We start from the raw sequence: 20,838 nt of genomic DNA on the forward strand, positions 1-20,838 counted from the left end.
GTCCTTCGAGGATTGCGCGGCGCTCATGCGAATTTGCCGATCGCCTTGGCGGAGGCGATTCCGCGGAAAGTGTGGAAATTGGGGCTCGCTCGGGTTTCGCGGCAATAGCGGTCGAAATCCTCGGCGCTGACGTCGATCATGACGACATCCCAGCCGCTCGCGCGCCAATTGGCGATTTCCTTCGCTTGGAGGCGAAGCCATTTGTCGTGCGTGTCGGCCGGATAATTATCGACGCTGTGACGCAAAAGCTCGTGATCGGCCGCAGTGACGCGCGGGAGATAGGTCGTCGGCACGCTCGGCTTCTCCTCCTCGAGAATCGCGCGCCGACTCTTACACCGTAAGAGATGGCGACGCCGCCTCCCGAAAATTATAGGTCGCTCCGCTCGCGGTTCATCCCCTGGTCATCTGCGCGGGGGCATAGAGCGAGCGCCGCTATTTTGCGGCTCACGATCGAGGGGGGAACATGGCCATCGGTCCAGATCCTCGCGGCGCGCTGATCGCTCTCTGTAGATTCGGCCTCGGAGCCAAGCCCGGCGATCTCGCCGCGGCGGCCGCCGATCCACGCGGTTTTCTTTTGGAAGAGCTGCGCCGGCCCAATGCCGGCCGGCTGGAAAATGCTTCGCTCGCCCCGTCCAATGTCGCCCTGCAGGCGCTGTTCGCCGATCAGCAGGAAAAGCGCATGGAGCGCGAGCGCGCCATGGCCACGGAGGCGACGCGCGTCTCCATGGCCGGTCCCGGAGCGGCAATGGCCGCGCCCGGCCCCGCCGCGCCGCCGCAAGGCGCCGACGGCAAGCCCAAGCCGCAAGAGCCGCCTGTCGAGCAGAAATTGTTTCGCGCCGAGGCGATGGCGCGTTTCGAGAAACAGGCGAGCGCACAGGCCGGCTTCGTCGAGCGTCTCGTCGCTTTCTGGTCCAATCATTTCGCCGTTTCGGTCGCCAAGGGACAAATCCTCCGCGTCGCCGCCGGCCCCTTCGAGCGCGAGGCGATCCGGCCGTATGCGCTCGGCCGCTTCGCCGATCTGCTGGCGGCGGTCGAGAGCCATCCGGCCATGCTCTACTATCTCGACAATCAGCGCTCCATCGGGCCGGGCTCGGCGGCGGGGCGCTTCGCCGGCAAGGGCCTCAATGAAAATCTCGCGCGCGAGATCCTCGAGCTGCATACGCTCGGCGTCGGCGGCGGCTATTCGCAGGCCGATGTGACAGCGCTGGCGCGCATCATCACCGGTTGGAGCTTCGCGGAAGCCGAGAGCGAGATCGGCGAGCCGGGCGGCTTCGTGTTCAAGGCCAATTGGCACGAGCCGGGCGCGCCCGCTCTGCTCGGCAAGGACTATCCGCAAACGGGACGCGAGCAAGGCGCGGCGGCGCTCGCCGACATCGCCCGCCATCCGGCGACGGCGACGCATATAGCGACCAAGCTCGCGCGGCATTTCATCGCCGACGCGCCGCCGAAGCCGATCGTCGAGACGCTGGCGAAAACCTTCCGCGACACGGAGGGCGATCTCTCCGCCGTGGCGGAGGCGCTGATCGCGAGCGATCTCGCCTGGAGCGAGCCTCTCGCGAAAATCCGCACGCCGGACGAATATCTCATGGCGGTGGCGCGGGCGACGGGCGTCCTGCCCAATGATCCCGGCCAATATCTCAACATGCTGAACGCCATGGGCATGCCCTTGTGGCAGCCGCCCGGCCCCAATGGCTATCCCGACAGTCTCGACGCTTGGGCCTCGCCCGAGGCGATGAAGCTGCGCCTCGACGTCGCGTGGCAGATGGCGCAGAGGCTGAAGGACATCGGCCATCCGCTGAGCGTGCTCGACACCGCCGCCGGCCTCGCCGCCTCGCGCGAGACGCGGGAAGCGGCGTCGCGCGCGGAATCGCGCCCGCAGGCGCTCGCAATTCTCTTCATGTCCCCCGAATTTCAACGGAGGTGACGATGCGCATTCCCTCTTCCTCCACTCTCTCGCGCCGCCGCCTCCTCGCGCTCGGCGGCGTCTCTCTCGCATTGGCGCATTTTCCGAAAGCGGCGAGCGCCGCGGCGGCGCGCGACCCGCGCCTCGTCGTCATCGTGCTGCGCGGCGCGCTGGACGGACTCTCGGCCGTCGCGCCGATCGGCGATCCCGATTACGCGGCGCTGCGCGGGTCGCTCGCTCTCTCGCCGATCGGCGACAAGCCCGCTCTGCCGCTCGACGGATTTTTCGCGCTCAATCCCGCAATGCCGGTCTTCGCGCGTCTCTATAAGGAAGGAAAAGCGAGCGTCGTTCATGCGGTGGCGACGAGCTATCGCGAGCGCTCGCATTTCGACGGGCAGGATGTGCTGGAGAGCGGCTTCGCCGGCCCGGGGCACACGGAATCCGGCTGGCTCAATCGCGCCGTCTTCGCGCTGCAATCCTCGGAGCCGGCGCGGCGTCGCGGGCTCGGCGTCGGCGCGGCGCCGCCGCTTGTGATGCGCGGGCCGGCGCCGGCGCTCGGCTGGGCGCCGCAAGTGCTGCCGCCGGCTGGCGAAGACCTCGCTCAGCGCGTGCTCGATCTCTACACGCATAGCGATCCGACGCTCGCCGCCGCGCTGCGGGCCGGATTGGACGCCGATAGAATCGCGACCTCGGGCGGGCTCACCGGCGATATGGCCAAGTCGCGCGGCGGCATGGACCAGCCCAATGGCATGCGTCAGGCCGCCATGGGCGCGGCGCGGCTGCTGGCGACGCCGGACGGACCGCGCGTCGCCGCCCTCGCCTTCGACGGCTGGGACACGCACGCCAATGAGAACGGCCTGCTGGCGACGCGCCTTACGGGCCTCGACGGCGCGCTGGAGGAATTCGAGAAAGGCCTCGGCGAGGCCTGGAAGGACACCGCCGTCGTCGCCATCACCGAATTCGGCCGCACGGCGCGCGTCAATGGCACTGGCGGAACCGATCATGGGACGGCGAGCGTCGCATTTCTGGCCGGCGGCGCGGTGAAAGGCGCGCGCGTCATCGCCGACTGGCCCGGATTGAAGACGAGCCGTCTCTATCAGGAGCGAGATCTCGCTCCGACACACGATTTGCGCGCCGTGCTGAAGGGCCTTTTGACCGAGCAATTCGGCCTCACGGCGCAAGCGCTGGCGGAGAAGGCTTTTCCCGACTCCGCCGGCGTCGCGCCCATGCAGGGCCTCATCGCCGGATGAGAGGGGCGCCGAAGCGCCCCTCTCAGCCCTGTCGTTTCTCGATCTGCCCGATCGCGTCCACGACGGCGTCGAAGGTCAGGAGCGTCGAGGCGTGACGCGATTTGAAATCGCGCACCGGCTCCAGAATGGCGATTTCCTCCCATTTTCCATCGGGGGGAGCGCCATTCTCCTTCAACATTTTGCGGACGGTCTCGCGCAGGGCGCGCAATTCTTGCGGCGTGGAGCCGACAATATGGCGCGCCATGATCGAGGAGGCCGCCTGGCCGAGAGCGCAGGCTTTGACCTCATGTGCGAAATCCGCCACTTTTCCATCCGATAGGGTGAGATCGATCGTGACGGTCGATCCGCACAGCTTGGAATGGGCGGTGGCGCTTGCATCTGGAGCTTTGAGACGACCGACGCGCGGTATCTGCGCGGCGAGCTCCAGTATGCGCTGGTTGTAGACTTGATCGAGCATTGTGGCCGATAAGTTGCTAGCAGGGGGGTTACGTGGATTCCTTCCACTGAGTATATAATTCCGCAGGCCGCGTTGAAAGCGGCCGTCTTCCCCGAAGTGGTCGGGCCAATCGTCTATCTGGAGGCGCCACATGGATGCCGTGGTTAAGTCCTTGCTCGACCGTAACGAGACGGCCGAGACTCCCGTCGAGCGCCCGACCCGCGAGGAAGCGGAGGCGGCAGTGCGCGTGCTGCTGCGCTGGGCCGGCGACAATCCCGAAAGGGAGGGTCTCAAGGAGACGCCCCGCCGCGTCGTGAAGGCCTATGAGGAATTCTTCCGCGGCTATCAGGAGGACGCCGGCGAGGAGCTGGCCCGCGTCTTCGAGGAGGTCGAGGGCTATGACGACCTCGTGCTGGTCCGCGACATACCGTTTTTCTCGCATTGCGAGCATCACGTCGTTCCTTTTGTCGGAAAAGCGCATATCGCCTATTATCCGACCGGCGGCGTCGTCGGCCTCTCCAAGCTGGCGCGGCTCGTCGACGTCTACGCCCGCAGGTTGCAGACGCAGGAAGCGATGACGGCGCAGATCGCCACCGCGATCAACCAGCATCTGACGCCGCGCGGCGTCGCCGTGCTGGTGGAGGCGGAGCATATGTGCATGTCCATGCGCGGCGTGATGAAGCAGGGCTCCTCCACGGTGACGGTGCAGTTCTCGGGCGTGTTCCGCGACGATCCGGCCGAGCAGGTGCATTTCTACACGCTGCTCCGCGGCGCCCGCTGACCGCTTCCCAGGGGAAATCCAATGTCCGCTCTGCCGCCGGCCGAGGCTCATGCGCTCGAGGAAGGGCTCGCCCTCGCGCCGCGCTATGACGCCCAGGGGCTCATCGTCTGCGTCACCGTCGAGGCGGCGACGAATGAGGTGCTGATGGTCGCCTATATGAACGCTCTGGCGCTCGAGAAGACGCTGGAGACGGGCGTGGCGCATTATTGGTCGCGCTCGCGACAGAGCCTGTGGCGCAAGGGCGACACCTCCGGCCAGGTGCAGAAAGTGGTGTCGCTGAAGGTCGATTGCGACCAGGACGCGCTGCTGCTCGCCGTCGAGCCCGGCGGCGACGGCAAGGCCTGCCATACGGGCCGCAAATCCTGCTTCTATCGCCATGTCGAGAATTTGGGCGAGAGCGGCGCCGCTCCCCGCCTCGTTCTCGAGAGCTAAAGCCGCGACGCCCCACTCTGGTAGGCCTAAGTGACCGAGCTCGAAACAGCCGTGCAGGAGATCGCCGCCGAAATGGCGGCGCGGCCGGATCGCGGCGAGGTCGCGAGCTATATTCCCGAGCTGGCGGGGGTCGATCCCGGCGCTTTCGGCATGGTGGCGATCGACGCCGAAGGCCGCGTCGCCGCTGGCGGCGACGCCGACCTGCCCTTCTCGATTCAGAGCATATCGAAAGTCTTCACGCTGACGCTGGCGCTCGGCATGGTGGGCGATCTGCTCTGGCGGCGCGTCGGCCGCGAGCCCTCCGGCAATCCGTTCAACTCGATCGTGCAGCTGGAGCGCGAGCGCGGCGTGCCGCGCAATCCCTTCATCAACGCCGGCGCCATAGCGGTGACGGATGTGATCTTGTCCGGCCATCAGCCGCGCGAGGCTCTGGGCGAGATTTTGCGCTTTCTGCAGTTTTTGGCCCAGGACGATACGATCTATGTCGACCGGGCGGTGGCGGAATCGGAGAAACGCACCGGCTTTCGCAATATCGCGCTCGCCAATTATATGAAATCCTTCGGCGTGATCGCCAATCCGGTGGATTTCACGCTCGGCGTCTATTTCCACCATTGCGCGATCGCCATGACCTGCCGGCAGCTGGCGATGGCGGGGCGCTATCTCGCCCATTCGGGCCGTGTTCCCTCTACCGGATCGCCCTCGACCGGATCGTCGGTGGTCTCGCCCGAGCGCGCCCGCCGCATCAACGCGCTGATGCTGACCTGCGGCCATTATGACGGCTCCGGCGAATTCGCCTATCGCGTCGGCCTGCCCGGCAAGAGCGGCGTCGGCGGCGGCATTCTGGCCGTCGCGCCCGGCAAGGCGTCCATCGCGGTCTGGTCGCCGGGCCTCGACGCCAATGGCAATTCCCATCTCGGCCGCATCGCGCTGGAGAAGCTCGCGCGGCGCATGGGCTGGTCGATCTTCGGAACCGAGCCGGCCTGAGCCGAAGCCGCGATCCGGCCCCTCACCGCTGCGGCGGCGCCGTTAACCGCCCCGCTACTTTCAGCGCGCAGCCTTCCGCCCAATATAAGAAAGATCAAGACGGGCGGAGACGGCAGGCAGGAGAGGCGCGATGACGGCCTTTTTTCGCAATCCCTTCGACAGATGGGCGCCGGATGGCGGCGGCGGGGTCGATGCGCCGCCCATTGCGCGCGAGCCCGCTCCGCCTATAGCGCGGCCCAAGATCGGCTTGGCGCTGGGCGCCGGCGCCGCGCGCGGCTGGTCGCATATCGGCGTGCTGCGCGAATTGGCGGCGCATGGGATCGTGCCCGATGTGGTCGCCGGCACCTCCATCGGCGCCGTGGTCGGCAGCTGCTACGCCGCCGGCAAGCTGGACGCCGTGGAAGCCTTCGCGCGCTCCATGACCAAAAGGCGCGTCTTCACCTTCATGGACCTGTCCTTCTCCGGCATGAGCCTCATCGGCGGCGAGCGGCTGCGCGCGGCGCTCGAGAAAGAGCTGACCGACCTCACGATCGAGGATCTGCCGGTCCGCTTCGCCGCCGTCGCCACCGAAGTCGGCACGGGACACGAGGTCTGGCTGAAGCGCGGAGCGCTGGCGCCGGCCGTGCGCGCCTCCTACGCTCTGCCCGGCATTTTCGAGCCCGTGCGCATCGGCGACCGTTGGCTCTTCGACGGCGCGCTCGTCAATCCGATTCCGATCACCGTCTGCCGGGCGCTGGGCGCCGATTTCGTGATAGCGGTGAACGTCACGGCCGATACGATGTATCGCTCCCATGTGATCCACGATCATCACGCCCATGCCGGCGGCGGCCGCGCGAAAGAAAGCGCGCCCTTCGCCGACGCCTCGGAGCCCGGCCTCGCGGCGCATCTGCTGCCGCGCTATTTCCAACGCCGCCCCGGCGCCGCGCCCAATGTCGCGGCCTCGATGATCGACGCCTTCAACATCATCCAGGATCGCATATTGCGCTCGCGCATGGCCGGCGATCCGCCCGACGCGACCATCCACGCCCGCCATGAGGATGTCGGCATGTTCGACTTCCACCGCGCCGAGGAATTGATCGAGCTCGGCCATGAGGCGACCAAGCGCTCGCTGCCCAATATATTCGCCCACATACCGCTGGTCGGCGCGACGCCGTGAGCCGCAGACAAGCGGCTCCGGCGTCACCCTCGCGGAGCGGCGGCTCTCAGGCCGTCGCGATATAGGCGCGAAGCTCCTGGCGCTCGGACTCGATCTCGTCGATACGGCATTTGACGACATCGCCGATCGAGACGAGGCCGGCGAGACGCCCGTCGCGCAGAACCGGCAGATGACGGCGGCGCTCCACCGTCATCGCCTCCATCGTCGCTTCCAGCGAATGATCCTCGGCGATCGACATGGGATCGGCGGTCATGAAGCGCGCGACCTCGTCGCGGAGCGCCTCGACGCCGCCGCGCGCAATGGCGCCGACGATGTCGCGCTCGGTGATGAGGCCGACGACCTCGTCATCGGCGTCGACCACGACGAGCGCGCCAATGCCGCGGCGGGTCAGCTCTTCCGCCACTTGCAGCAATGTCCGTCCAGGCGCGATGGTGACGACCTCGGCCCCCTTGCGGGCGAGTATGCGGGCGACATTCATATGAAATCCCTCCCCTCTCGCTAGTTTACTTGTCGCTCTCGACTTGCCGCTAGTTGTTGCGGTTACTCACGGCCTCCCTCGCGCCGACGGTCGAAGGCGCCGAACAGGAGAAGCCCCGCCACAAAGCCTCCGACATGCGCCTCCCAGGCGATCTGCTCCGTCGACCCCGCCGCGCCGGGAAATAGACCGAAGATCAGATTGGCCGCGAACCAGAGACCGACGAAGGCGAGCGCGCGCCGGTTGGACCAGAGCTCGGCGAGGCTCGACGCGCGCCGCGACGCATAGGGCGCCCCGATCCGCGAATCCTGGGCGAAAGCGAAACGCGCGCTCGCCGCCATGGTTCCCGATATGGCCGCCGAGGCGCCGACGACCGGGCCGAGATCGAAAGGATGGATCGCAAAATGCGCCGCCGCGCCCGCCGCCGCCGTCAGCGCCAGAAAGGCGAGGAAGCGCGCCGCGCCGAAACGGCGGGCCAGCGGCGAGCCGAAGGCCGCGAGCGTCACGCCATTGACGGCGAGATGCGTCCAATTGGCGTGCAGCAGCGCATAGGTGACGAAGGTCCACCAGGGCAGGCGCTCCGCGCCCAGAGCCTCGGCGATATCGCCGGCCTCGACGCCCGGAGCGAGCTGCCCCGCTATGGAGCGCATGAAAGCGTCCGGCGCCAAAACGATCGAGATTCGTCCCGGAACGAAAGCCAGCGCGGAGAAGATCTCGGAGACCGTCGCGCCCGGCAATGCGCCGAGCGCGAACTGAATCGCCGCCAGCACGGCGAGCAGCGCCGTGACCTCGCCGGGCAGATTGAGGATTTTCTCCCTCTGCGGCCTCGCCTCGAAACGATCGTTCATCTCAGAGCCCGTCCTCGGCTCGCCGGAGCCATTGCGCGTGGTTACCGATTTCTTGCCGCTGGCATGCCGCCTGCTCTTCAGCTCTCGCCGCTCGGGGGCGGGCGGCAGGGCGCGCCGATTCGACGCAAAGTCCTTCACGATACGCCGTTTTGGAAACAAAATGAGACACAAGGTCAACCAGCAACTCTACGCCTATTGGAGCCGCTTGAAAGGGGCGCGATCGGCGCCCGAGCGGTCCGAGATCGACCCGGCGGAAATTCGCGAGGCGCTGCCCGATTCCTTCATCATCGAGATCGACGAAGCGGGCCGCTTTCCGATCCGCCTCTGCGGCACACGGCTGAACGCGCTCTGGCTCGACGAGCAGAAGGGGAAGTCCTTTCTCGATCTGTGGTCTCCCGAGGACCGCCGCACGCTCGCCTCGGTCATGCTGACCGTCATCGACGGCGTGGCTCCGGTTGTCGCTGGAGTCGAGGGACGCGCCGGCGACGAGGGCGACGTCTTGGAGCTCGAGCTGCTGCTGCTGCCGTTGCGTCATTTCGGCAAGACGCATTCCCGCGTTCTCGGCGCCATCGCGCCCGCGCGCCGTCCGCGCTGGCTCGGCGTCGCGCCCGCCAATCCGCTGCGGCTGACGTCTTTTCGCGTGATCGCGCCGAGCGAGGCGCATTTTCGTCTGTCGGAGCCGGTCGGTCGCCGCGTGGTGCGTCCCGCCGCGTCGGGACGGCCGGAGCTGGTGCTCTATCGGGGCGGAAAGGCATGAAAAATCAGCAGCGCGCCCCCGAGGAGGGGGCGCGCCGACCAGGGGCGAGAAATTACTTCGCGACCTGCTTGAGCTCCGCATCGGCGGCCTTCACATGCTCGGCGGCCTGAGCGAGATGGTTCTGGCGGGCCTCGTCGATGGTGGCCTTCAGATGGTCGATCGCAGCGGCGAGATGCGCGTCGGGCTTGAACTTCTGCAGCGACTCGGCCTTCTCCAGCGCGAGATCGGCATGATAGGCGAGAAGCCCGGTATCCTTCAGCTTGATCTGAGTGATCGCTTCCTCGACGTGGGTGGACGCCCGGTCGAGCCGGTCATCGGCGCGGGCCATTGTCGAGGCGAAAAGCGCGCCGCCGAAAGCGAGCGTGAGAGCGGCGGTTTTGAGCTTCATGGTCGTTTCCTCATGATCCGGCGGCGCGCGCATCGTCACTGAACGTATCGATTTATCGCGGCCGCCGATGATCGTGTCCTGCATTTAAATGCAAATGGGGGCGCCTTGCTAGCCCATCAGTAGGATTTTCCGCCGCCCCTCGCCGCTCACCAGAATTTCAACGCGGCGAGCAGACCTTTTTGCGTGACCTGGCGATCCTGCTCCTTGAGCTCGAGGAAGATCTGCCGCGCGCTCGCCCGCAGATCCAGCAGCTGCTCGTCAGAAACCTCGAAATCGACCGAAGCCGCCCGCAATTCGCGGCGCGCCGAATCGAGCTTTTCCTGCAACAGAGCGATCAGGGAATTCTTTGCCATTTTCTTGCTCTCTCACTCGCTTGGGCGAGCCTGAGAGCGGGAGCGAAAACAACGCTCGAATTCCCTTTGCGGGCCTCAATCAGATTCGCCGGTCGGGCCTGCATCCGAGGCCCCTCGGTTCTTTCGAACGCTCACGCTCGAGCGTCGTGGCGATTATCTTTGAAGTTTCGCCGATCCGCAATCCGGCCGCAGAGCCCTTCGAAAGCTACGCGGCGGCCACTCGGCGACGCCACGTCGGTAGCGTATGATTATTGCACAATCGCTTGAATCTATTATGTTATCTAGGCGCAGCGCTGCGCAAATCCCCCAATGGCGAAGCGGCGACGCATCGATAGATTCGCTCTCGACGATTCAACGCGTTGCGTCGCGACTGTCGCGTTCTCGCCTATTCCCGACCAGGAACTCCCATGACATTCGCTCGCTGCGGCCTCGCCGCCGCGGCCGGGCTATTTCAGGCCCATGGCCTCGGGAAAGCGCAACAACGGTCACACGCGCGAGCGCGACCTCCCGCTGACGCCCTCCGAGCCGGCCATCATCATGCGCATTGACGCCCCTACCGCGGGACGGGCTCCGCGCCCAAATGAGGCGTGGCGGCCGATCGCATAGCGGAGGAGAATATGGGCGATCAGATCGAGCTTTCGCTCACGCTCGAGCGCATCGACGCAGCGACGCTGCTCGAGAGCCTCGAGCGTCAGCTAGAGGCTCTGCAGAAGATCGAGCACACAGATGGCGCCGAGCTCTATTCCGCGGCGCAACGTGAGAAGAGCGCCATCATCCCAGTCATTATGGCGTTGGAGAGCGCCTTGCGCGCGAGCCGCCCACACTGAGTCTCATTGAATGATGAGGTCCGCCTGCAAGGCGCCGGCCGTCTTGATCGCCTGCAGGATCGAGATGATTCCTGTCGGCTTCAGCCCGATCTGATTGAGCCCGCGCACCAGCGTGCGCAATGTCGGCCCTTCCAGCGTGGCGACGCCGCCGACCTCCTCGGTCGCAGTGATGCGCGTCTGGGTGGTCACAGTCGTCCTGCCATTGGAGAAAGGCGCCGGCTGCGAGACCTCCGGCGTCTCATTGATGCGCACGGTGAGGCCGCCATGCGTCAATGCGACGGGCGAGATCTTCACATCCTGGCCGATCACCACAGTGCCGGTGCGCTCGTCTATGACGACGCGCGCAGGCGTGCTCGGCTCGACGCGCAATTCGCCGATCTCGGCAAGCAGGCGCGTCGCGCCGCCGCGCGTCGTCGTCAGCGCGATGGTGCGATTGTCGCGCTCGCGCGCGATGCGCTGATGATATTTCGCCTGCGAGTAGCGGTTGATCGCATCGACGATTTGCACCGCCGTCTGGAAATCCGGATTGCGCAGCTCCAGCATCAGCGCGCCATCCTCGCCGGAGGGACGCGGCGCCTCACGCTCGATCGTCGCGCCATTGGGCACGCGCCCCACAGTCGCGACGCCATGCGTCAACGTCTCGTTCTGGCCGCCGACGGCGAAGCCCGAGACCGCGATCGGCCCTTGCGCGATCGCATAGACATTGCCGTCTATGCCGGTGAGCGAGGTGAGCAGCAGCGTCCCGCCCATCAATGACGTCGCGTCGCCCATTGCGGAAACGGTGATGTCGATCGTCGAGCCCCAGCCGACGAAGGGCGGCAGCGCCGCCGTCACCATCACCGCGGCGAGATTGCGCGTGCGCAGCGAGCTGTTGCGCACATTGACTCCGAGGCGATCCAGCATGGAGGAAACGGATTGCTCGGTGAAAGGCGCATTGCGCAGCGTGTCGCCCGTGCCTTGCAGGCCGACGACGAGGCCATAGCCGAGCAGCTGATATTCCCGCACGCCGCGCGGAAAGGTGATGTCCTTGAGCCGCACCGAAGCGAGCGCCGGCGCGCTCATCAGCACGAGCAGAGCGATCGCGACGAGCCTGCGCATCAGCCCTCGCTCACGCGGATGGAGCCATCCGCCTGCACGCGGCCGGTGACGACGAGCCCGCTGTCCTGATTGCGCACGCGGATGAGATCGCCGACGGAGCCGGCCTGCAGAGCCGAGCCGTAAGCGATGATGACCATGCCGCCTTCATTGAAGACGATCTTCACCGACGCATTTATTGTGACGACCTTGGGCGCATCGACGGCGATCGTCGGAACCGGACGGTCCGGCAGCAGCGTGCGCCGCGCGACCTTGCCGATGAGCGCGCCTTTGGTCTCCGCGACCGAGCCATCGGCGCCGCCGCCGAAGCCGAAGGCGCGCTCGCCGAGCATGGATTCACGAATGACGTCGCCGGGATAGATGACGCCCAGCGGCACGGGGAGCATGCGCTCCTCCGCGCCGAGCGGCGAGAGGCCGCAGGCGACCGCGGCCAGCACGAGAACGACGAGCCGCGGCGGCCGCATCATCTGATTCCCTTCGAGACAGTACCTTCCATCTCGTCCACCGCTTGGATCACCTTGGAGCTGAGCTCGAAGGCGCGCTGCGCGGAGATGAGATTGACGAGCTCCTTGACCGGATCGACATTCGAGCTCTCGAGATAATATTGGCTGATCGTGCCGAAGCCAGGATCGCCCGGCACGCCGACGACCGGCGCGCCGGAGGCGACCGTCTGGCGGAAGAGATTGCCGCCCAACGCCTCGAGGCCCGATTCATTGGCGAAATTGGCGATCGTCAATTGGCCGAGCTGCTGCGGAGTCGTCTGCCCGCCGATGGTCGCCGAGACAATGCCCGATTGATTGACGGTGATCGCGGTGGCGTTATTGGGAATGACGATGGTCGGCGTCACCAGATAGCCGTCGCCCGTCACCAATTGTCCATTGGCGTTGGTGCTGAACGAGCCGGCGCGGGTATACACAGTCTCGCTGTCGGCGCCGACGATCTGGAACCAGCCGCGGCCTTGCAGCGCGAGATCGAGCTGATTGCCCGTCTGCGACAGCGAGCCTTGCGTCTGCAGGCTGCGGATCGCCGCGAGGCGCACGCCGAGGCCGGTCTGCGAGCCTTCCGGAATCGTCGCGTCACGGCCGCGGTTGGACACGCCTTGAAGCCGGTCCGCCTGATAGAGCAGATCGGTGAATTCCGCGCGGGAGCGCTTGAACGCGGTCGTGTTGATATTGGCGATATTGTTGGAGAGAACTTCGATATTCTGCTGCTGGGCGTTCATGCCCGTGGCCGCGATGGCGAGCGCTCGCATGGTTCTACCGATCCTTGTTCAAATCGTCATCCGGCTGATTTCCTGATAGGCGCCGACCGCCTTGTCGCGCACCGCGATCGCCGTCTGCAAGGCCCGCTCGGCGGACATGATCTCATCCACGACCTGCTGCACAGAGGCTTTGCCCTGCACGCTGGCGATGGAGGTCGCCTCGCTCGACTTCACCTTGTCGACGACATCCGTCGTGAGCTGATCGAGCACTTGCGAGAAGGACGCTCCGTCGACAGACGAAGCGGCTGCGCTCTTCGTCGCGCCGCTCAGCGCCGAGACGCCGGCGTTGGAAGCGACGGAGGCGACGATTCCGGGGACGAGTCCGATCATTGGCTTCCCTTCAGCAGATCGACCGTCATGGAGAGCAGATCGCGCGTCTGCTTCATGACTTGGAGATTGGCCTCATAGGCGCGATTGGCCTCGCGCATATCGGCCACTTCGGTGAGAATGTTCACATTCGGAAACTTCACATTGCCGTCCTTGTCCGCAGCCGGATTGCCCGGATCATGCTCGACGCGAAACGGCGTGCGATCGATGCCGACCGCGCCGACATGAACAAGCTCGGCGCCGCTCGCGCGATCCAGCTCATTGGCGAAGGTGACAGTCTTGCGCACGTAAGGATTAGCGCCCGCGGTCTGGCCCGTGGAGCGCGCATTGGCCATATTCTCCGCGACGATGCGCAGGCGAGAGGATTGCGCCTCGAGACCCGCGCCGGAGATTTTCATGGAGGCTTCGAGAGCATCCATCTCGCATTATCCCTTCAACGTCGCCATCCACATTCCGTGGAACGACTTCATGATGCTGGTGCTGAGCGAGAAGGCGCCACGAATCTGGCCCGCCTTCATCATTTCCTGCTCGAGGCTGACCGAATTGCCGGAGAGGCTCGTCTCCCAATTCGCGCCTTCCTTCGGCGAGGACGCGCGTGGATCGAAAGCCGCTGTCTGAATATGCAGACCATTGGTGCCCGCGAGCTCCAATGCGCTATGATCCAGAACTTTGGAGAAAGGCGCGACATCGACCGCCTTGTAGCCGGGCGTGTTCGCGTTGGCGATGTTCTGAGCGACCACCGATTGACGCGCAGAAAGCCAGCTCCGCTGCTTTTCGACGAGATCGAAGAGATAAACAGGCTCGACCATGATGCCTCGCGCAGATTTGGTAACGGAAAATTAGCCGTTCGGTCTTGCGTCAAGCTGGACTTTCGCCAGCAATCAGCGAGACGCAGGACGCGACGCCTGGCCACTGTTGTGCAGAAAATGAATGAGCTCCGCGATCGGACGATAGAATTCCGACGGGATCATCTTATCGACATCGACATGATCGTACATCGCGCGCGTGAGCGCCTGCCGCTCGAGCACGGGAACGCCGTTCGCCTCGGCGATCTCTCTGATCTTGAGCGCGACGAGATCGGTTCCCTTGGCGACGACGAGCGGCGCGCCGCCCTCCTCGCGCACATAGCGCAGAGCGATCGCGTAATGGGTCGGATTGGCGATGACGAAGGTCGCGCGCGGAACCGCCGCCATCATGCGCTTGCGCGAGCGATCCAGCGCGATGGAACGCAGGCGCGCCTTCATCATCGGATCGCCTTCCGATTGCCGATGCTCCTCCTTGAGCTCCTGGCGGCTCATGCGCATGTCGCGACGCCACTTCATGCGGCTCCAGGCGAAATCCGCCATGGCCAGCAGGACGACCGGAATGCAAACGACACTGGTGAGGCGAATGACGAGCTTGAGCAGCAGGCCGGGCACCTGGCCGGGCTCGACGCGCATCGCATCGGTGATGAGCCCGCGGTCGACATTGAGCGAAAAGATGACCGCGCCTGCGATGATGATGATTTTCGCCACCGATTTGGCGAGCTCGACGAGGCCCGTGACGCTGAAGATGCGCTTCAGCCCCTCACGCGGCGAGATGCGCGAGAGATCGGGCTCGATACGCTGGAAGACGAGGCGCGGCGAGCCCTGAATGAAAGCTGCGACAAGCGCCGAGACGATGAACATCCCGAGAATCGGCGTCAGAAATCGCGCGGTCTCCAGCACCACCACCCGCGATTGCATATACGCGTCGGCGCCATTGGCGACCGCGAATTGGCCGACATTGCCGAGCATCAGCCCCAGCGCGCTGGCGAGCTGCGGGCCGACCGTCTGAACGACGAAGACGGAACAGAGCAGAAAGGTGAGAAAGAGCGTGGCGACCGACAGATCGCGCGATACGGGAGTCTTGCCTTGCTCGAGCGCGTCGAGAATCTTCTTCTCTGACGCCTCTTCTGTTCGTGATTCGTCGTCTTCCGTATCGCTCATCGATCAGAGGCCGTCATTCGGCGGCCTCCTCCGGAGCGGCGTTGGACAAATCGATCTTGCCCTGCTCTGCGAGCCGCAGAACCGTGTCGGCGATGACGCGGCGCGCCTCCATGATATCGCGACGCGACGGCGACGCGCCGCTGGAGAGCTCGGCCTCCACCATGCGCCGCGTGCGCGCGGAGAGCGCCGCGAGCACGAAGTCGCGAACGTCCACCTCTGCGCCGCGCAGCGCCAGAATGACGCGATCGGCGGGAATGGCGTCGAACAGAATCATGCGGGCGCGGACATTGAGCTTGGTGATGTCCTCGAAGTTGAACAGCATGCCCTTCAGCGCTTCGGCGTCGCGCGGGCGGCGTTCGGAGAGGCTGCGCAGCACGCCTTCGGCATGCTCGCGCTCCATCTTGTTGATGATCGCCGCGAGCTTGGCGTTCTTCGCGGCCGAGGCGGTGGCCGCCGAATTCTGCAGGAGATCTTCCTGCAATGTCGTCTCCACCAGCCGGAGCGCCTCATCGGTGACGGGCTTGGACGACAGCATGCGGCGCATCACATCGTCGCGGAAATCGGGAGGCAGCACGGACAGCGTCTTGGCGGCGCGCGTCGGATCGATCCGCGACAGCGTCAACGCAGCCGTTTGCGGATGCTCCATGGCCAGATATTCGATGAAGGTCGCCTCCGGCGCGGCGCCGACACGATCCCACACGGCGCTGTTGGAGCTGCCGAGCACATCTGACATGATCTCGGCGATCTGATCGGGCGGTATCACGCCGGCCAGCAGCTTTTCCGCCTCGCCCGCCGTGCCACGCAGATCAGAGCCCCCGCTCTCGAGCTGCGACATGAAATCTTCGATGAGCGGCTCGATCGTGCTCGCCGGGACCGCGCCGAGGCCGGCCGCGAATTTGGTGATCTGCCGCAGCTCGTTCCGATCGAAATGCTTGAGGACGCGCTGCGCCACATCCTTGTCGACCGACAACAGCAGCGCCGCGACTTTTTCCGGGCCGTTGAGCGTGCGGCCTGCATCGGCCGCAATCAGATTGGTCATCGCGGGCTCCCGCCTCCGTCACATGCGCCGCGCGCCGCTCCCGGGCTCGATGATCTCGGTGAGCGAGACCCCGAAGCGCGTATTGTCGTCCTCGACCACGACCACCTCGCCGCGCGCGATGAGACGCCCGTTGACGACGACATCGACCGGCTCGCCGATCTTCTGGTCCAGCGGCACGATGGCGCCGCGCCCGAGCTTCAGCAGATTGGAGACCGGCATGGTCACGGAGCCGATCACCACCTGCATGACGACCGGAATGCGCAGAATCGATTCGAACTTGCGCGCGTCGATCTCGGGCTCGCGCACACGCTCTTCCATCATCAGATCTTCGCCGATCGCGCGCGAGCCGCCGATCAGCCTCTCGAGCTCCTCGCTCTTGGAGCTCTCCAAATCGAACTCACCCATGTCGATCTCTCCATTGTCGACGCCGCAATCGCGCCAGCGCTCATCCGCGCAGCACGTCGTCGATGAATTCCTGCTGCTGATCGACGAAATCGTCGATGCGTATCGTGTAGGAGCCGTCTTTCTGGCCGATCTCACACCAGAACAGCGACTGGCCTTCGCACATCAGCGCGACGAGGCCTGTCGGCGACACCGGCAGCTCGATGACCTGGCCGACCTCGAAGCGCGCGACATCGGCGAGCGTGAGATCGGCCTTCTCCATCACTGCGCTCAGCGTCACCTCGGTCTCGGTCACACGCTCTTTCATCCGCTTCGCCCATTGCGGATCCGTCGCCGGCGCCGAAGTCGGCGCTTCTTGCGACAAGGCGTCGCGCATCGGATCGAGCGTCGCCTGCGGAATGGCGATGAGCAGCGCGCCCTCGGTTCCGAAGGCGCGCAGCCGGCACCGGCAAACGACGCTGAAGCCGCTGCTCTTGCGCGCGGCTCCTGCGGGTTCGGCCCGAGCCTCCGCCGGCTCGAGCGTGAAGCGCGCTCCGACGAGCGCGGCGAAAGCCGCCTGCAATGAATTGGTGATGCGCGAGAAGGCCAGCATGCCGACGCGCGTCTCGATCGCCGTGAGCTCGCGCTCCGCGTCATAAGGCGGCTCTGAACCGTCGGAGCCGAACAATCCCTCGAGCAGCGTGAACACGAAGCGCCGGTCGGCGGCGATGGTCGTCTTGGCTTCTGGATCGGCGCCCGCGACATAGGATGCGGCGAGCGCGGCGCGCTCCGTCTCGAGCGCTATCTCGCCGGACCGCGCGACCGTCATTGTCTCGATGACGAATTGCATCGCGCCTTCGGCGAGACCACGCATCGAATCTTGCATCTGCGACGCCATGGCGTCGAACACCGCGCGCAACAGCGGCATGCGATCGAGCGAGGGGCCACCGCCCGAGAGCAGACGCTCCCTCACTCCCTGCGAGGCGAATTCGACGACGCCGTCCATGCTCATATCGATCACGCCGCCTCGGCGGCGGCGCCGCCGGAGAGCGTCTCATTCTCGACCTCGTCGATCGAGGGACGCTCATAGGCGGGAATGGATTTGCGTCCGTGCTCGACCGCCACCTGCGGCATCGCGCCATTCATGAAGGCGAGCAGCGTCTGCTTGACGATGACATAGAGGTGGCATTCCTTGCTGCGCGCGACCTTCACCTTGAAGGCGAGCGGCGTGACGATGCCGTAGGAAACGAAGATGCCGGCGAATGTGCCGACCATGGCGGCGCCGATGAGGCCGCCGAGCAGCTCCGGCGATTGATCCAGCGCGCCCATCGCCTTGATGACGCCGAGCACGGCCGCCACGATACCCAGCGCCGGCAGGCCGTCGCCGACCGAGGTCAGCGCATGATACGGCTTCAGCCGATCGTAGCGAATGGCGGCGATCTCCTCGTCCATCAGCGCCTCGATCTCGAAGGTGCGGACATTGCCAATGATGAAGAGACGGCAGTAATCGCAGATGAAGGTGGTCATTTCCTTATTGGCGAGCACCTTCGGAAACGCCGTGAATATCTTCGATTCCGCCGGATTGTCGACATGCGCCTCGACCTCGTTGCGCGGCTTGCTGCGCAATTCGCGCATCAGAGCGTGCAGCAGGCCGAGTATGTCGAGAAAGTCGCGATGCTTGGGGCCTTTGTCCATGACCGCCTGGCCGAGCGCCTTGCCCGTGTCCATGATCACCTTGGTCGGATTGGCGACGACGAAAGTGCCGAGCGAGGAGCCCATGATGATCACGAACTCCCATGGCTGCCATAGGACGATCAAATGGCCGCCCAGCGCGGCGAAGCCTCCGAACATGCAGCCCATCGTGATGATCAGCCCGACGAGAAAGCCCATGACGCCAGTCTCCCGATGGAAATTCGTATTAACGAATTAGTCACCCTCCCTTGCGCGAGGCTGACATTTTCTTTCAGCTTCACGCAAGCAAAACCGGGCAGCTTCATGACGGAGCGGCGCGATGCGGCCGCAGCGCAGGCACGGACCTCGACAACATGCAATCGGCCTTTTACGTGTCGCTTTCGGCGCAAGTCTCCGTCGACAAGCGGCTGGAGACACTCGCCAATAATATCGCCAACGCAGCGACGCCGGGCTATCGCGCCGATGGCGTGAGCTTTCAGCAGGTCGTCTCCCAAACGGACACGAGCAAGACCGCCTATGTGTCGGCCGGCAAGGATTTCGTCTCGCGCGCCGTCGGCGAGCTCACCAAGACCGGCGATCCTTATGATATCGGCATAGTGGGCAATGGCTATTTCGCCATACGGACGCCGAACGGGACCGCCTACACGCGCGACGGCCGCATGCGCATGACGGAGACCGGCGATCTGCAGACAGTCTCTGGCTTTCCGATTCTCGACGCGGGCAATTCCGCCGTCGTGCTCGATCCCAATGGCGGCCCGCCGATGATCTCGCGCGACGGCATGATCACGCAGAGCGGTCGCCAGGTGGGCGCCGTCGGCCTCTTCACCCTCGACGAGTCCGCGGATTTGACCCGCGGCCCCAACGCCAGCCTCATTCCCTCCAAGCCAGCGACAGCGGTGCTCGATTTCGTCCGCAATGGCGTGCAGCAGGGTTTTATCGAGGGCTCCAACGTCAATCCGATTCACGAGATGGCCAAGCTGATCGCCACATCGCGCGCTTTCGACAGCGTGAGCTCGATGAACGACATGCTCGACAGCTCGCAGCGTGAGGCCATTCGCACGCTCGGGGGCTCATGACCTCGCTACAGCGCCTGCGCGCCGCGGTCGAGCGCGACCAGCGCCGCGCCGATCACATTCGCGTCTTCGGCCTCGTGACCGAGGTGACGCCGTCACATTGCCGCGTCAGCGGCCTCTCCGATTTCGTCGAGCTCGGCGAATGCGTGCGCATCGGCGCGCCGCCGGACGGCGCGCTGGGACAGGTGGTGCGCGTCGGCAAGGACGGCGCGATCGTCAAATCCTTCGACAATCGCGTGCGCATCGGCCTCAACTCGCCGGCCTATCGCACGGGGCCGATCGCGGTCGCGCCCAGCCCCGATTGGGCGGGGCGCGTTCTCGACGCTTTTGCGCACCCCATCGACGAGCGCGGCGCGCTCTCCGACGGCGACACCGCCTTCGACGTCGACGCCTCCGCGCCAAAGGCGATGCGCCGCGGCCGTGTGAGCGTGCCCGTGCGCACCGGCGTCAAAGCCGTCGATTGCTTCACGCCGATCTGCGCCGGCCAGCGAATTGGCATTTTCGCCGGCTCCGGCGTCGGCAAATCCACCTTGCTGGCCATGCTGGCGCGGGCGCCGGGCTTCGACACGGTGGTGATCTGCCTCGTCGGCGAGCGCGGTCGCGAGGTACGGGAATTTCTGGACGAGGTGCTGGCCGGACAGGCGAGCGAATCGATCGTCGTCGTCGCCACCGGCGACGAGAGCCCGATGATGCGGCGTCTCGCGCCGCTGACCGCGACCACCATAGCTGAATATTTTCGCGACATCGGCCGCAACGTCCTGCTGATCGTCGATTCGGTGACCCGCTTCGCGCATGCCTCGCGCGAGGTGGCCTTGGCCGCTGGCGAGCCGCCGGTCGCGCATGGCTACACGCCGAGCATATTCGCCGATATTCCGCGCCTGCTCGAGCGCGCCGGCCCCGGCGAGGAAGGGCGCGGATCGATCACCGGCGTCTATTCCGTGCTGGTCGACGGCGACAATCACAATGATCCGATCGCCGATTGCGTGCGCGGCACGCTGGACGGCCATATCGTGCTCGACCGCGCCATCGCCGAGCAAGGGCGCTATCCGGCGATCGATCTCAAGGCCTCGATCTCGCGCCTCGCGCATCACGCCTGGAAGCCGGAGCAACGGCATCTCATCCAGAAGCTGCGCGCGCTCGTGTCGCGCTATGAGGACACGCGCGATCTGCGCATGCTCGGTGGCTATCAGCGCGGCGCCGACATGGAGCTGGACCAGGCCGTGCAGCTCGTTCCCAAGCTCTATGAGGCGCTGACGCAGTCGCCGCAATCGCCGCCGAGCGTCGACCCCTTCCGCGAGGTGGCCGACAGGCTGCAGCACGCGACGCACGGCTGAACGGCGCTGCGCGCTCGCCCGATCAACCAATCTTTCACTCCTTCGCGGTCATGATCCCGGCCCTGCTTGCGGCTCGGGA

General features: G+C 65.6%; 27 protein-coding genes. 10 read left to right on the plus strand and 17 right to left on the minus strand.

The genetic code is table 11. The features are described 5' to 3' along the window. Positions 1 to 23: 23 nt before the first annotated feature. On the minus strand, positions 24 to 293 hold the full coding sequence (locus tag A1351_RS10040; RefSeq protein WP_024879136.1) for a hypothetical protein: 270 nt from the start codon (positions 291 to 293) through the stop codon (positions 24 to 26). A gap of 170 nt (positions 294 to 463) precedes the next feature. Between A1351_RS10040 and A1351_RS10045 the strand changes: the two genes are divergently transcribed. Continuing rightward, the gene (locus tag A1351_RS10045; RefSeq protein ID WP_064032913.1) at positions 464 to 1,924 is read left to right on the plus strand and encodes a DUF1800 family protein; all 1,461 of its coding nucleotides are present in this window, start codon (positions 464 to 466) and stop codon (positions 1,922 to 1,924) included. A 2-nt stretch (positions 1,925 to 1,926) separates the two neighbouring features. Beyond that, the gene (locus A1351_RS10050; protein WP_064032932.1) at positions 1,927 to 3,153 is read left to right on the plus strand and encodes a DUF1501 domain-containing protein; all 1,227 of its coding nucleotides are present in this window, start codon (positions 1,927 to 1,929) and stop codon (positions 3,151 to 3,153) included. 22 nt (positions 3,154 to 3,175) lie between these two features. Here A1351_RS10050 and A1351_RS10055 read toward each other — a convergent pair whose 3' ends face one another. Next, the gene (locus tag A1351_RS10055) at positions 3,176 to 3,610 is read right to left on the minus strand and encodes an iron-sulfur cluster assembly scaffold protein (protein WP_024879133.1); all 435 of its coding nucleotides are present in this window, start codon (positions 3,608 to 3,610) and stop codon (positions 3,176 to 3,178) included. A gap of 130 nt (positions 3,611 to 3,740) precedes the next feature. Between A1351_RS10055 and folE the strand changes: the two genes are divergently transcribed. The 4 genes from folE (at position 3,741) to A1351_RS10075 (ending at position 6,942) form a co-directional block, all read left to right on the plus strand. Further along, positions 3,741 to 4,370: a GTP cyclohydrolase I FolE gene (gene folE / locus A1351_RS10060; RefSeq protein WP_018264614.1), complete on the plus strand. Its 630-nt coding sequence runs from the start codon at positions 3,741 to 3,743 to the stop codon at positions 4,368 to 4,370. Positions 4,371 to 4,391: 21 nt separating this feature from the next. Next, on the plus strand, positions 4,392 to 4,802 hold the full coding sequence (hisI, locus tag A1351_RS10065) for a phosphoribosyl-AMP cyclohydrolase (RefSeq protein ID WP_026598024.1): 411 nt from the start codon (positions 4,392 to 4,394) through the stop codon (positions 4,800 to 4,802). A 30-nt stretch (positions 4,803 to 4,832) separates the two neighbouring features. Then, a complete protein-coding gene (locus A1351_RS10070) occupies positions 4,833 to 5,786 on the plus strand; it encodes a glutaminase (RefSeq protein WP_024879131.1) in 954 nt (317 codons plus the stop codon). A 130-nt stretch (positions 5,787 to 5,916) separates the two neighbouring features. Beyond that, positions 5,917 to 6,942: a patatin-like phospholipase family protein gene (locus A1351_RS10075; RefSeq protein ID WP_064032914.1), complete on the plus strand. Its 1,026-nt coding sequence runs from the start codon at positions 5,917 to 5,919 to the stop codon at positions 6,940 to 6,942. Positions 6,943 to 6,988: 46 nt separating this feature from the next. On the opposite strand, the gene A1351_RS10080 is transcribed toward A1351_RS10075, so the two are convergent. Further along, positions 6,989 to 7,420, minus strand: a complete 432-nt coding sequence (locus A1351_RS10080; RefSeq protein ID WP_024879129.1) for a CBS domain-containing protein — start codon at positions 7,418 to 7,420, stop codon at positions 6,989 to 6,991. Between the two features lie 62 nt (positions 7,421 to 7,482). Beyond that, a complete protein-coding gene (locus A1351_RS10085) occupies positions 7,483 to 8,265 on the minus strand; it encodes a rhomboid family intramembrane serine protease (protein WP_024879128.1) in 783 nt (260 codons plus the stop codon). Positions 8,266 to 8,425: 160 nt separating this feature from the next. Here A1351_RS10085 and A1351_RS10090 point away from each other — a divergent pair, with 160 nt between their 5' ends. After that, positions 8,426 to 9,022 carry a PAS domain-containing protein gene (locus A1351_RS10090; RefSeq protein WP_024879127.1) on the plus strand — a complete coding sequence of 199 codons (597 nt, stop codon included), beginning with the start codon at positions 8,426 to 8,428 and terminating at the stop codon, positions 9,020 to 9,022. Between the two features lie 52 nt (positions 9,023 to 9,074). Here A1351_RS10090 and smbP read toward each other — a convergent pair whose 3' ends face one another. Next, positions 9,075 to 9,410, minus strand: a complete 336-nt coding sequence (gene smbP / locus A1351_RS10095) for a small metal-binding protein SmbP (RefSeq protein ID WP_024879126.1) — start codon at positions 9,408 to 9,410, stop codon at positions 9,075 to 9,077. Positions 9,411 to 9,556: 146 nt separating this feature from the next. Continuing rightward, complete coding sequence (locus A1351_RS10100; protein WP_024879125.1) at positions 9,557 to 9,763, minus strand: hypothetical protein; 207 nt, start codon at positions 9,761 to 9,763, stop codon at positions 9,557 to 9,559. 587 nt (positions 9,764 to 10,350) lie between these two features. On the opposite strand from A1351_RS10100, the gene A1351_RS10105 reads away from it, so the two are divergent. Next, entirely contained in the window at positions 10,351 to 10,590 is a 240-nt protein-coding gene (locus A1351_RS10105; RefSeq protein ID WP_024879124.1) for a hypothetical protein, read from the plus strand. A gap of 3 nt (positions 10,591 to 10,593) precedes the next feature. Here A1351_RS10105 and flgI read toward each other — a convergent pair whose 3' ends face one another. The 11 genes from flgI to motA all read right to left on the minus strand — a co-directional run bounded on the left by flgI (position 10,594) and on the right by motA (position 18,550). Then, entirely contained in the window at positions 10,594 to 11,688 is a 1,095-nt protein-coding gene (flgI, locus tag A1351_RS10110; protein WP_036290264.1) for a flagellar basal body P-ring protein FlgI, read from the minus strand. Then, positions 11,688 to 12,152, minus strand: a complete 465-nt coding sequence (gene flgA / locus A1351_RS10115; RefSeq protein WP_024879122.1) for a flagellar basal body P-ring formation chaperone FlgA — start codon at positions 12,150 to 12,152, stop codon at positions 11,688 to 11,690. The genes flgI and flgA overlap by 1 nt, the downstream gene beginning before the upstream one ends. Continuing rightward, complete coding sequence (gene flgG / locus A1351_RS10120) at positions 12,149 to 12,937, minus strand: flagellar basal-body rod protein FlgG (protein WP_024879121.1); 789 nt, start codon at positions 12,935 to 12,937, stop codon at positions 12,149 to 12,151. The genes flgA and flgG overlap by 4 nt, the downstream gene beginning before the upstream one ends. A gap of 18 nt (positions 12,938 to 12,955) precedes the next feature. Beyond that, positions 12,956 to 13,276 (minus strand): flagellar hook-basal body complex protein FliE, encoded by a 321-nt coding sequence (locus tag A1351_RS10125; RefSeq protein WP_024879120.1) that lies wholly within the window; start codon positions 13,274 to 13,276, stop codon positions 12,956 to 12,958. Further along, positions 13,273 to 13,692 carry a flagellar basal body rod protein FlgC gene (flgC, locus tag A1351_RS10130; RefSeq protein WP_024879119.1) on the minus strand — a complete coding sequence of 140 codons (420 nt, stop codon included), beginning with the start codon at positions 13,690 to 13,692 and terminating at the stop codon, positions 13,273 to 13,275. The genes A1351_RS10125 and flgC overlap by 4 nt, the downstream gene beginning before the upstream one ends. Positions 13,693 to 13,698: 6 nt before the next feature. Further along, positions 13,699 to 14,082 carry a flagellar basal body rod protein FlgB gene (gene flgB, locus A1351_RS10135; RefSeq protein ID WP_024879118.1) on the minus strand — a complete coding sequence of 128 codons (384 nt, stop codon included), beginning with the start codon at positions 14,080 to 14,082 and terminating at the stop codon, positions 13,699 to 13,701. A gap of 72 nt (positions 14,083 to 14,154) precedes the next feature. Further along, the gene (locus A1351_RS10140) at positions 14,155 to 15,240 is read right to left on the minus strand and encodes an EscU/YscU/HrcU family type III secretion system export apparatus switch protein (RefSeq protein ID WP_026598018.1); all 1,086 of its coding nucleotides are present in this window, start codon (positions 15,238 to 15,240) and stop codon (positions 14,155 to 14,157) included. Positions 15,241 to 15,253: 13 nt separating this feature from the next. Beyond that, the gene (locus A1351_RS10145; protein ID WP_024879116.1) at positions 15,254 to 16,279 is read right to left on the minus strand and encodes a flagellar motor switch protein FliG; all 1,026 of its coding nucleotides are present in this window, start codon (positions 16,277 to 16,279) and stop codon (positions 15,254 to 15,256) included. Positions 16,280 to 16,297: 18 nt separating this feature from the next. Continuing rightward, positions 16,298 to 16,600 carry a flagellar motor switch protein FliN gene (gene fliN / locus A1351_RS10150; protein WP_036309317.1) on the minus strand — a complete coding sequence of 101 codons (303 nt, stop codon included), beginning with the start codon at positions 16,598 to 16,600 and terminating at the stop codon, positions 16,298 to 16,300. 124 nt (positions 16,601 to 16,724) lie between these two features. Further along, on the minus strand, positions 16,725 to 17,672 hold the full coding sequence (locus tag A1351_RS10155; protein WP_024879114.1) for a flagellar motor switch protein FliM: 948 nt from the start codon (positions 17,670 to 17,672) through the stop codon (positions 16,725 to 16,727). A 5-nt stretch (positions 17,673 to 17,677) separates the two neighbouring features. Then, positions 17,678 to 18,550 carry a flagellar motor stator protein MotA gene (motA, locus tag A1351_RS10160; RefSeq protein ID WP_024879113.1) on the minus strand — a complete coding sequence of 291 codons (873 nt, stop codon included), beginning with the start codon at positions 18,548 to 18,550 and terminating at the stop codon, positions 17,678 to 17,680. Between the two features lie 155 nt (positions 18,551 to 18,705). Between motA and flgF the strand changes: the two genes are divergently transcribed. Both flgF and fliI read left to right on the plus strand, forming a co-directional pair. Beyond that, the gene (gene flgF / locus A1351_RS10165) at positions 18,706 to 19,428 is read left to right on the plus strand and encodes a flagellar basal-body rod protein FlgF (RefSeq protein ID WP_024879112.1); all 723 of its coding nucleotides are present in this window, start codon (positions 18,706 to 18,708) and stop codon (positions 19,426 to 19,428) included. After that, the gene (gene fliI / locus A1351_RS10170) at positions 19,425 to 20,759 is read left to right on the plus strand and encodes a flagellar protein export ATPase FliI (RefSeq protein WP_024879111.1); all 1,335 of its coding nucleotides are present in this window, start codon (positions 19,425 to 19,427) and stop codon (positions 20,757 to 20,759) included. The genes flgF and fliI overlap by 4 nt, the downstream gene beginning before the upstream one ends. Positions 20,760 to 20,838 lie beyond the last annotated feature (79 nt).

It is taken from the genome of Methylosinus sp. R-45379, from assembly GCF_001644125.1.
Lineage (GTDB): Bacteria > Pseudomonadota > Alphaproteobacteria > Rhizobiales > Beijerinckiaceae > Methylosinus.

Coding starts and splice junctions, on each gene's coding strand:
- A1351_RS10045 (WP_064032913.1), top strand. CDS start 464: ATGGCCATCGGTCCAGATCCTCGCGGCGCGCTGATCGCTCTCTGTAGA.
- A1351_RS10050 (WP_064032932.1), top strand. CDS start 1,927: ATGCGCATTCCCTCTTCCTCCACTCTCTCGCGCCGCCGCCTCCTCGCG.
- A1351_RS10055 (WP_024879133.1), bottom strand. CDS start 3,610: ATGCTCGATCAAGTCTACAACCAGCGCATACTGGAGCTCGCCGCGCAG.
- folE (WP_018264614.1), top strand. CDS start 3,741: ATGGATGCCGTGGTTAAGTCCTTGCTCGACCGTAACGAGACGGCCGAG.
- hisI (WP_026598024.1), top strand. CDS start 4,392: ATGTCCGCTCTGCCGCCGGCCGAGGCTCATGCGCTCGAGGAAGGGCTC.
- A1351_RS10075 (WP_064032914.1), top strand. CDS start 5,917: ATGACGGCCTTTTTTCGCAATCCCTTCGACAGATGGGCGCCGGATGGC.
- A1351_RS10080 (WP_024879129.1), bottom strand. CDS start 7,420: ATGAATGTCGCCCGCATACTCGCCCGCAAGGGGGCCGAGGTCGTCACC.
- A1351_RS10085 (WP_024879128.1), bottom strand. CDS start 8,265: ATGAACGATCGTTTCGAGGCGAGGCCGCAGAGGGAGAAAATCCTCAAT.
- A1351_RS10090 (WP_024879127.1), top strand. CDS start 8,426: ATGAGACACAAGGTCAACCAGCAACTCTACGCCTATTGGAGCCGCTTG.
- smbP (WP_024879126.1), bottom strand. CDS start 9,410: ATGAAGCTCAAAACCGCCGCTCTCACGCTCGCTTTCGGCGGCGCGCTT.
- A1351_RS10100 (WP_024879125.1), bottom strand. CDS start 9,763: ATGGCAAAGAATTCCCTGATCGCTCTGTTGCAGGAAAAGCTCGATTCG.
- flgI (WP_036290264.1), bottom strand. CDS start 11,688: ATGCGCAGGCTCGTCGCGATCGCTCTGCTCGTGCTGATGAGCGCGCCG.
- flgA (WP_024879122.1), bottom strand. CDS start 12,152: ATGATGCGGCCGCCGCGGCTCGTCGTTCTCGTGCTGGCCGCGGTCGCC.
- flgG (WP_024879121.1), bottom strand. CDS start 12,937: ATGCGAGCGCTCGCCATCGCGGCCACGGGCATGAACGCCCAGCAGCAG.
- A1351_RS10125 (WP_024879120.1), bottom strand. CDS start 13,276: ATGATCGGACTCGTCCCCGGAATCGTCGCCTCCGTCGCTTCCAACGCC.
- flgC (WP_024879119.1), bottom strand. CDS start 13,692: ATGGATGCTCTCGAAGCCTCCATGAAAATCTCCGGCGCGGGTCTCGAG.
- flgB (WP_024879118.1), bottom strand. CDS start 14,082: ATGGTCGAGCCTGTTTATCTCTTCGATCTCGTCGAAAAGCAGCGGAGC.
- A1351_RS10140 (WP_026598018.1), bottom strand. CDS start 15,240: ATGAGCGATACGGAAGACGACGAATCACGAACAGAAGAGGCGTCAGAG.
- A1351_RS10145 (WP_024879116.1), bottom strand. CDS start 16,279: ATGACCAATCTGATTGCGGCCGATGCAGGCCGCACGCTCAACGGCCCG.
- fliN (WP_036309317.1), bottom strand. CDS start 16,600: ATGATGGAAGAGCGTGTGCGCGAGCCCGAGATCGACGCGCGCAAGTTC.
- A1351_RS10155 (WP_024879114.1), bottom strand. CDS start 17,672: ATGAGCATGGACGGCGTCGTCGAATTCGCCTCGCAGGGAGTGAGGGAG.
- motA (WP_024879113.1), bottom strand. CDS start 18,550: ATGGGCTTTCTCGTCGGGCTGATCATCACGATGGGCTGCATGTTCGGA.
- flgF (WP_024879112.1), top strand. CDS start 18,706: ATGCAATCGGCCTTTTACGTGTCGCTTTCGGCGCAAGTCTCCGTCGAC.
- fliI (WP_024879111.1), top strand. CDS start 19,425: ATGACCTCGCTACAGCGCCTGCGCGCCGCGGTCGAGCGCGACCAGCGC.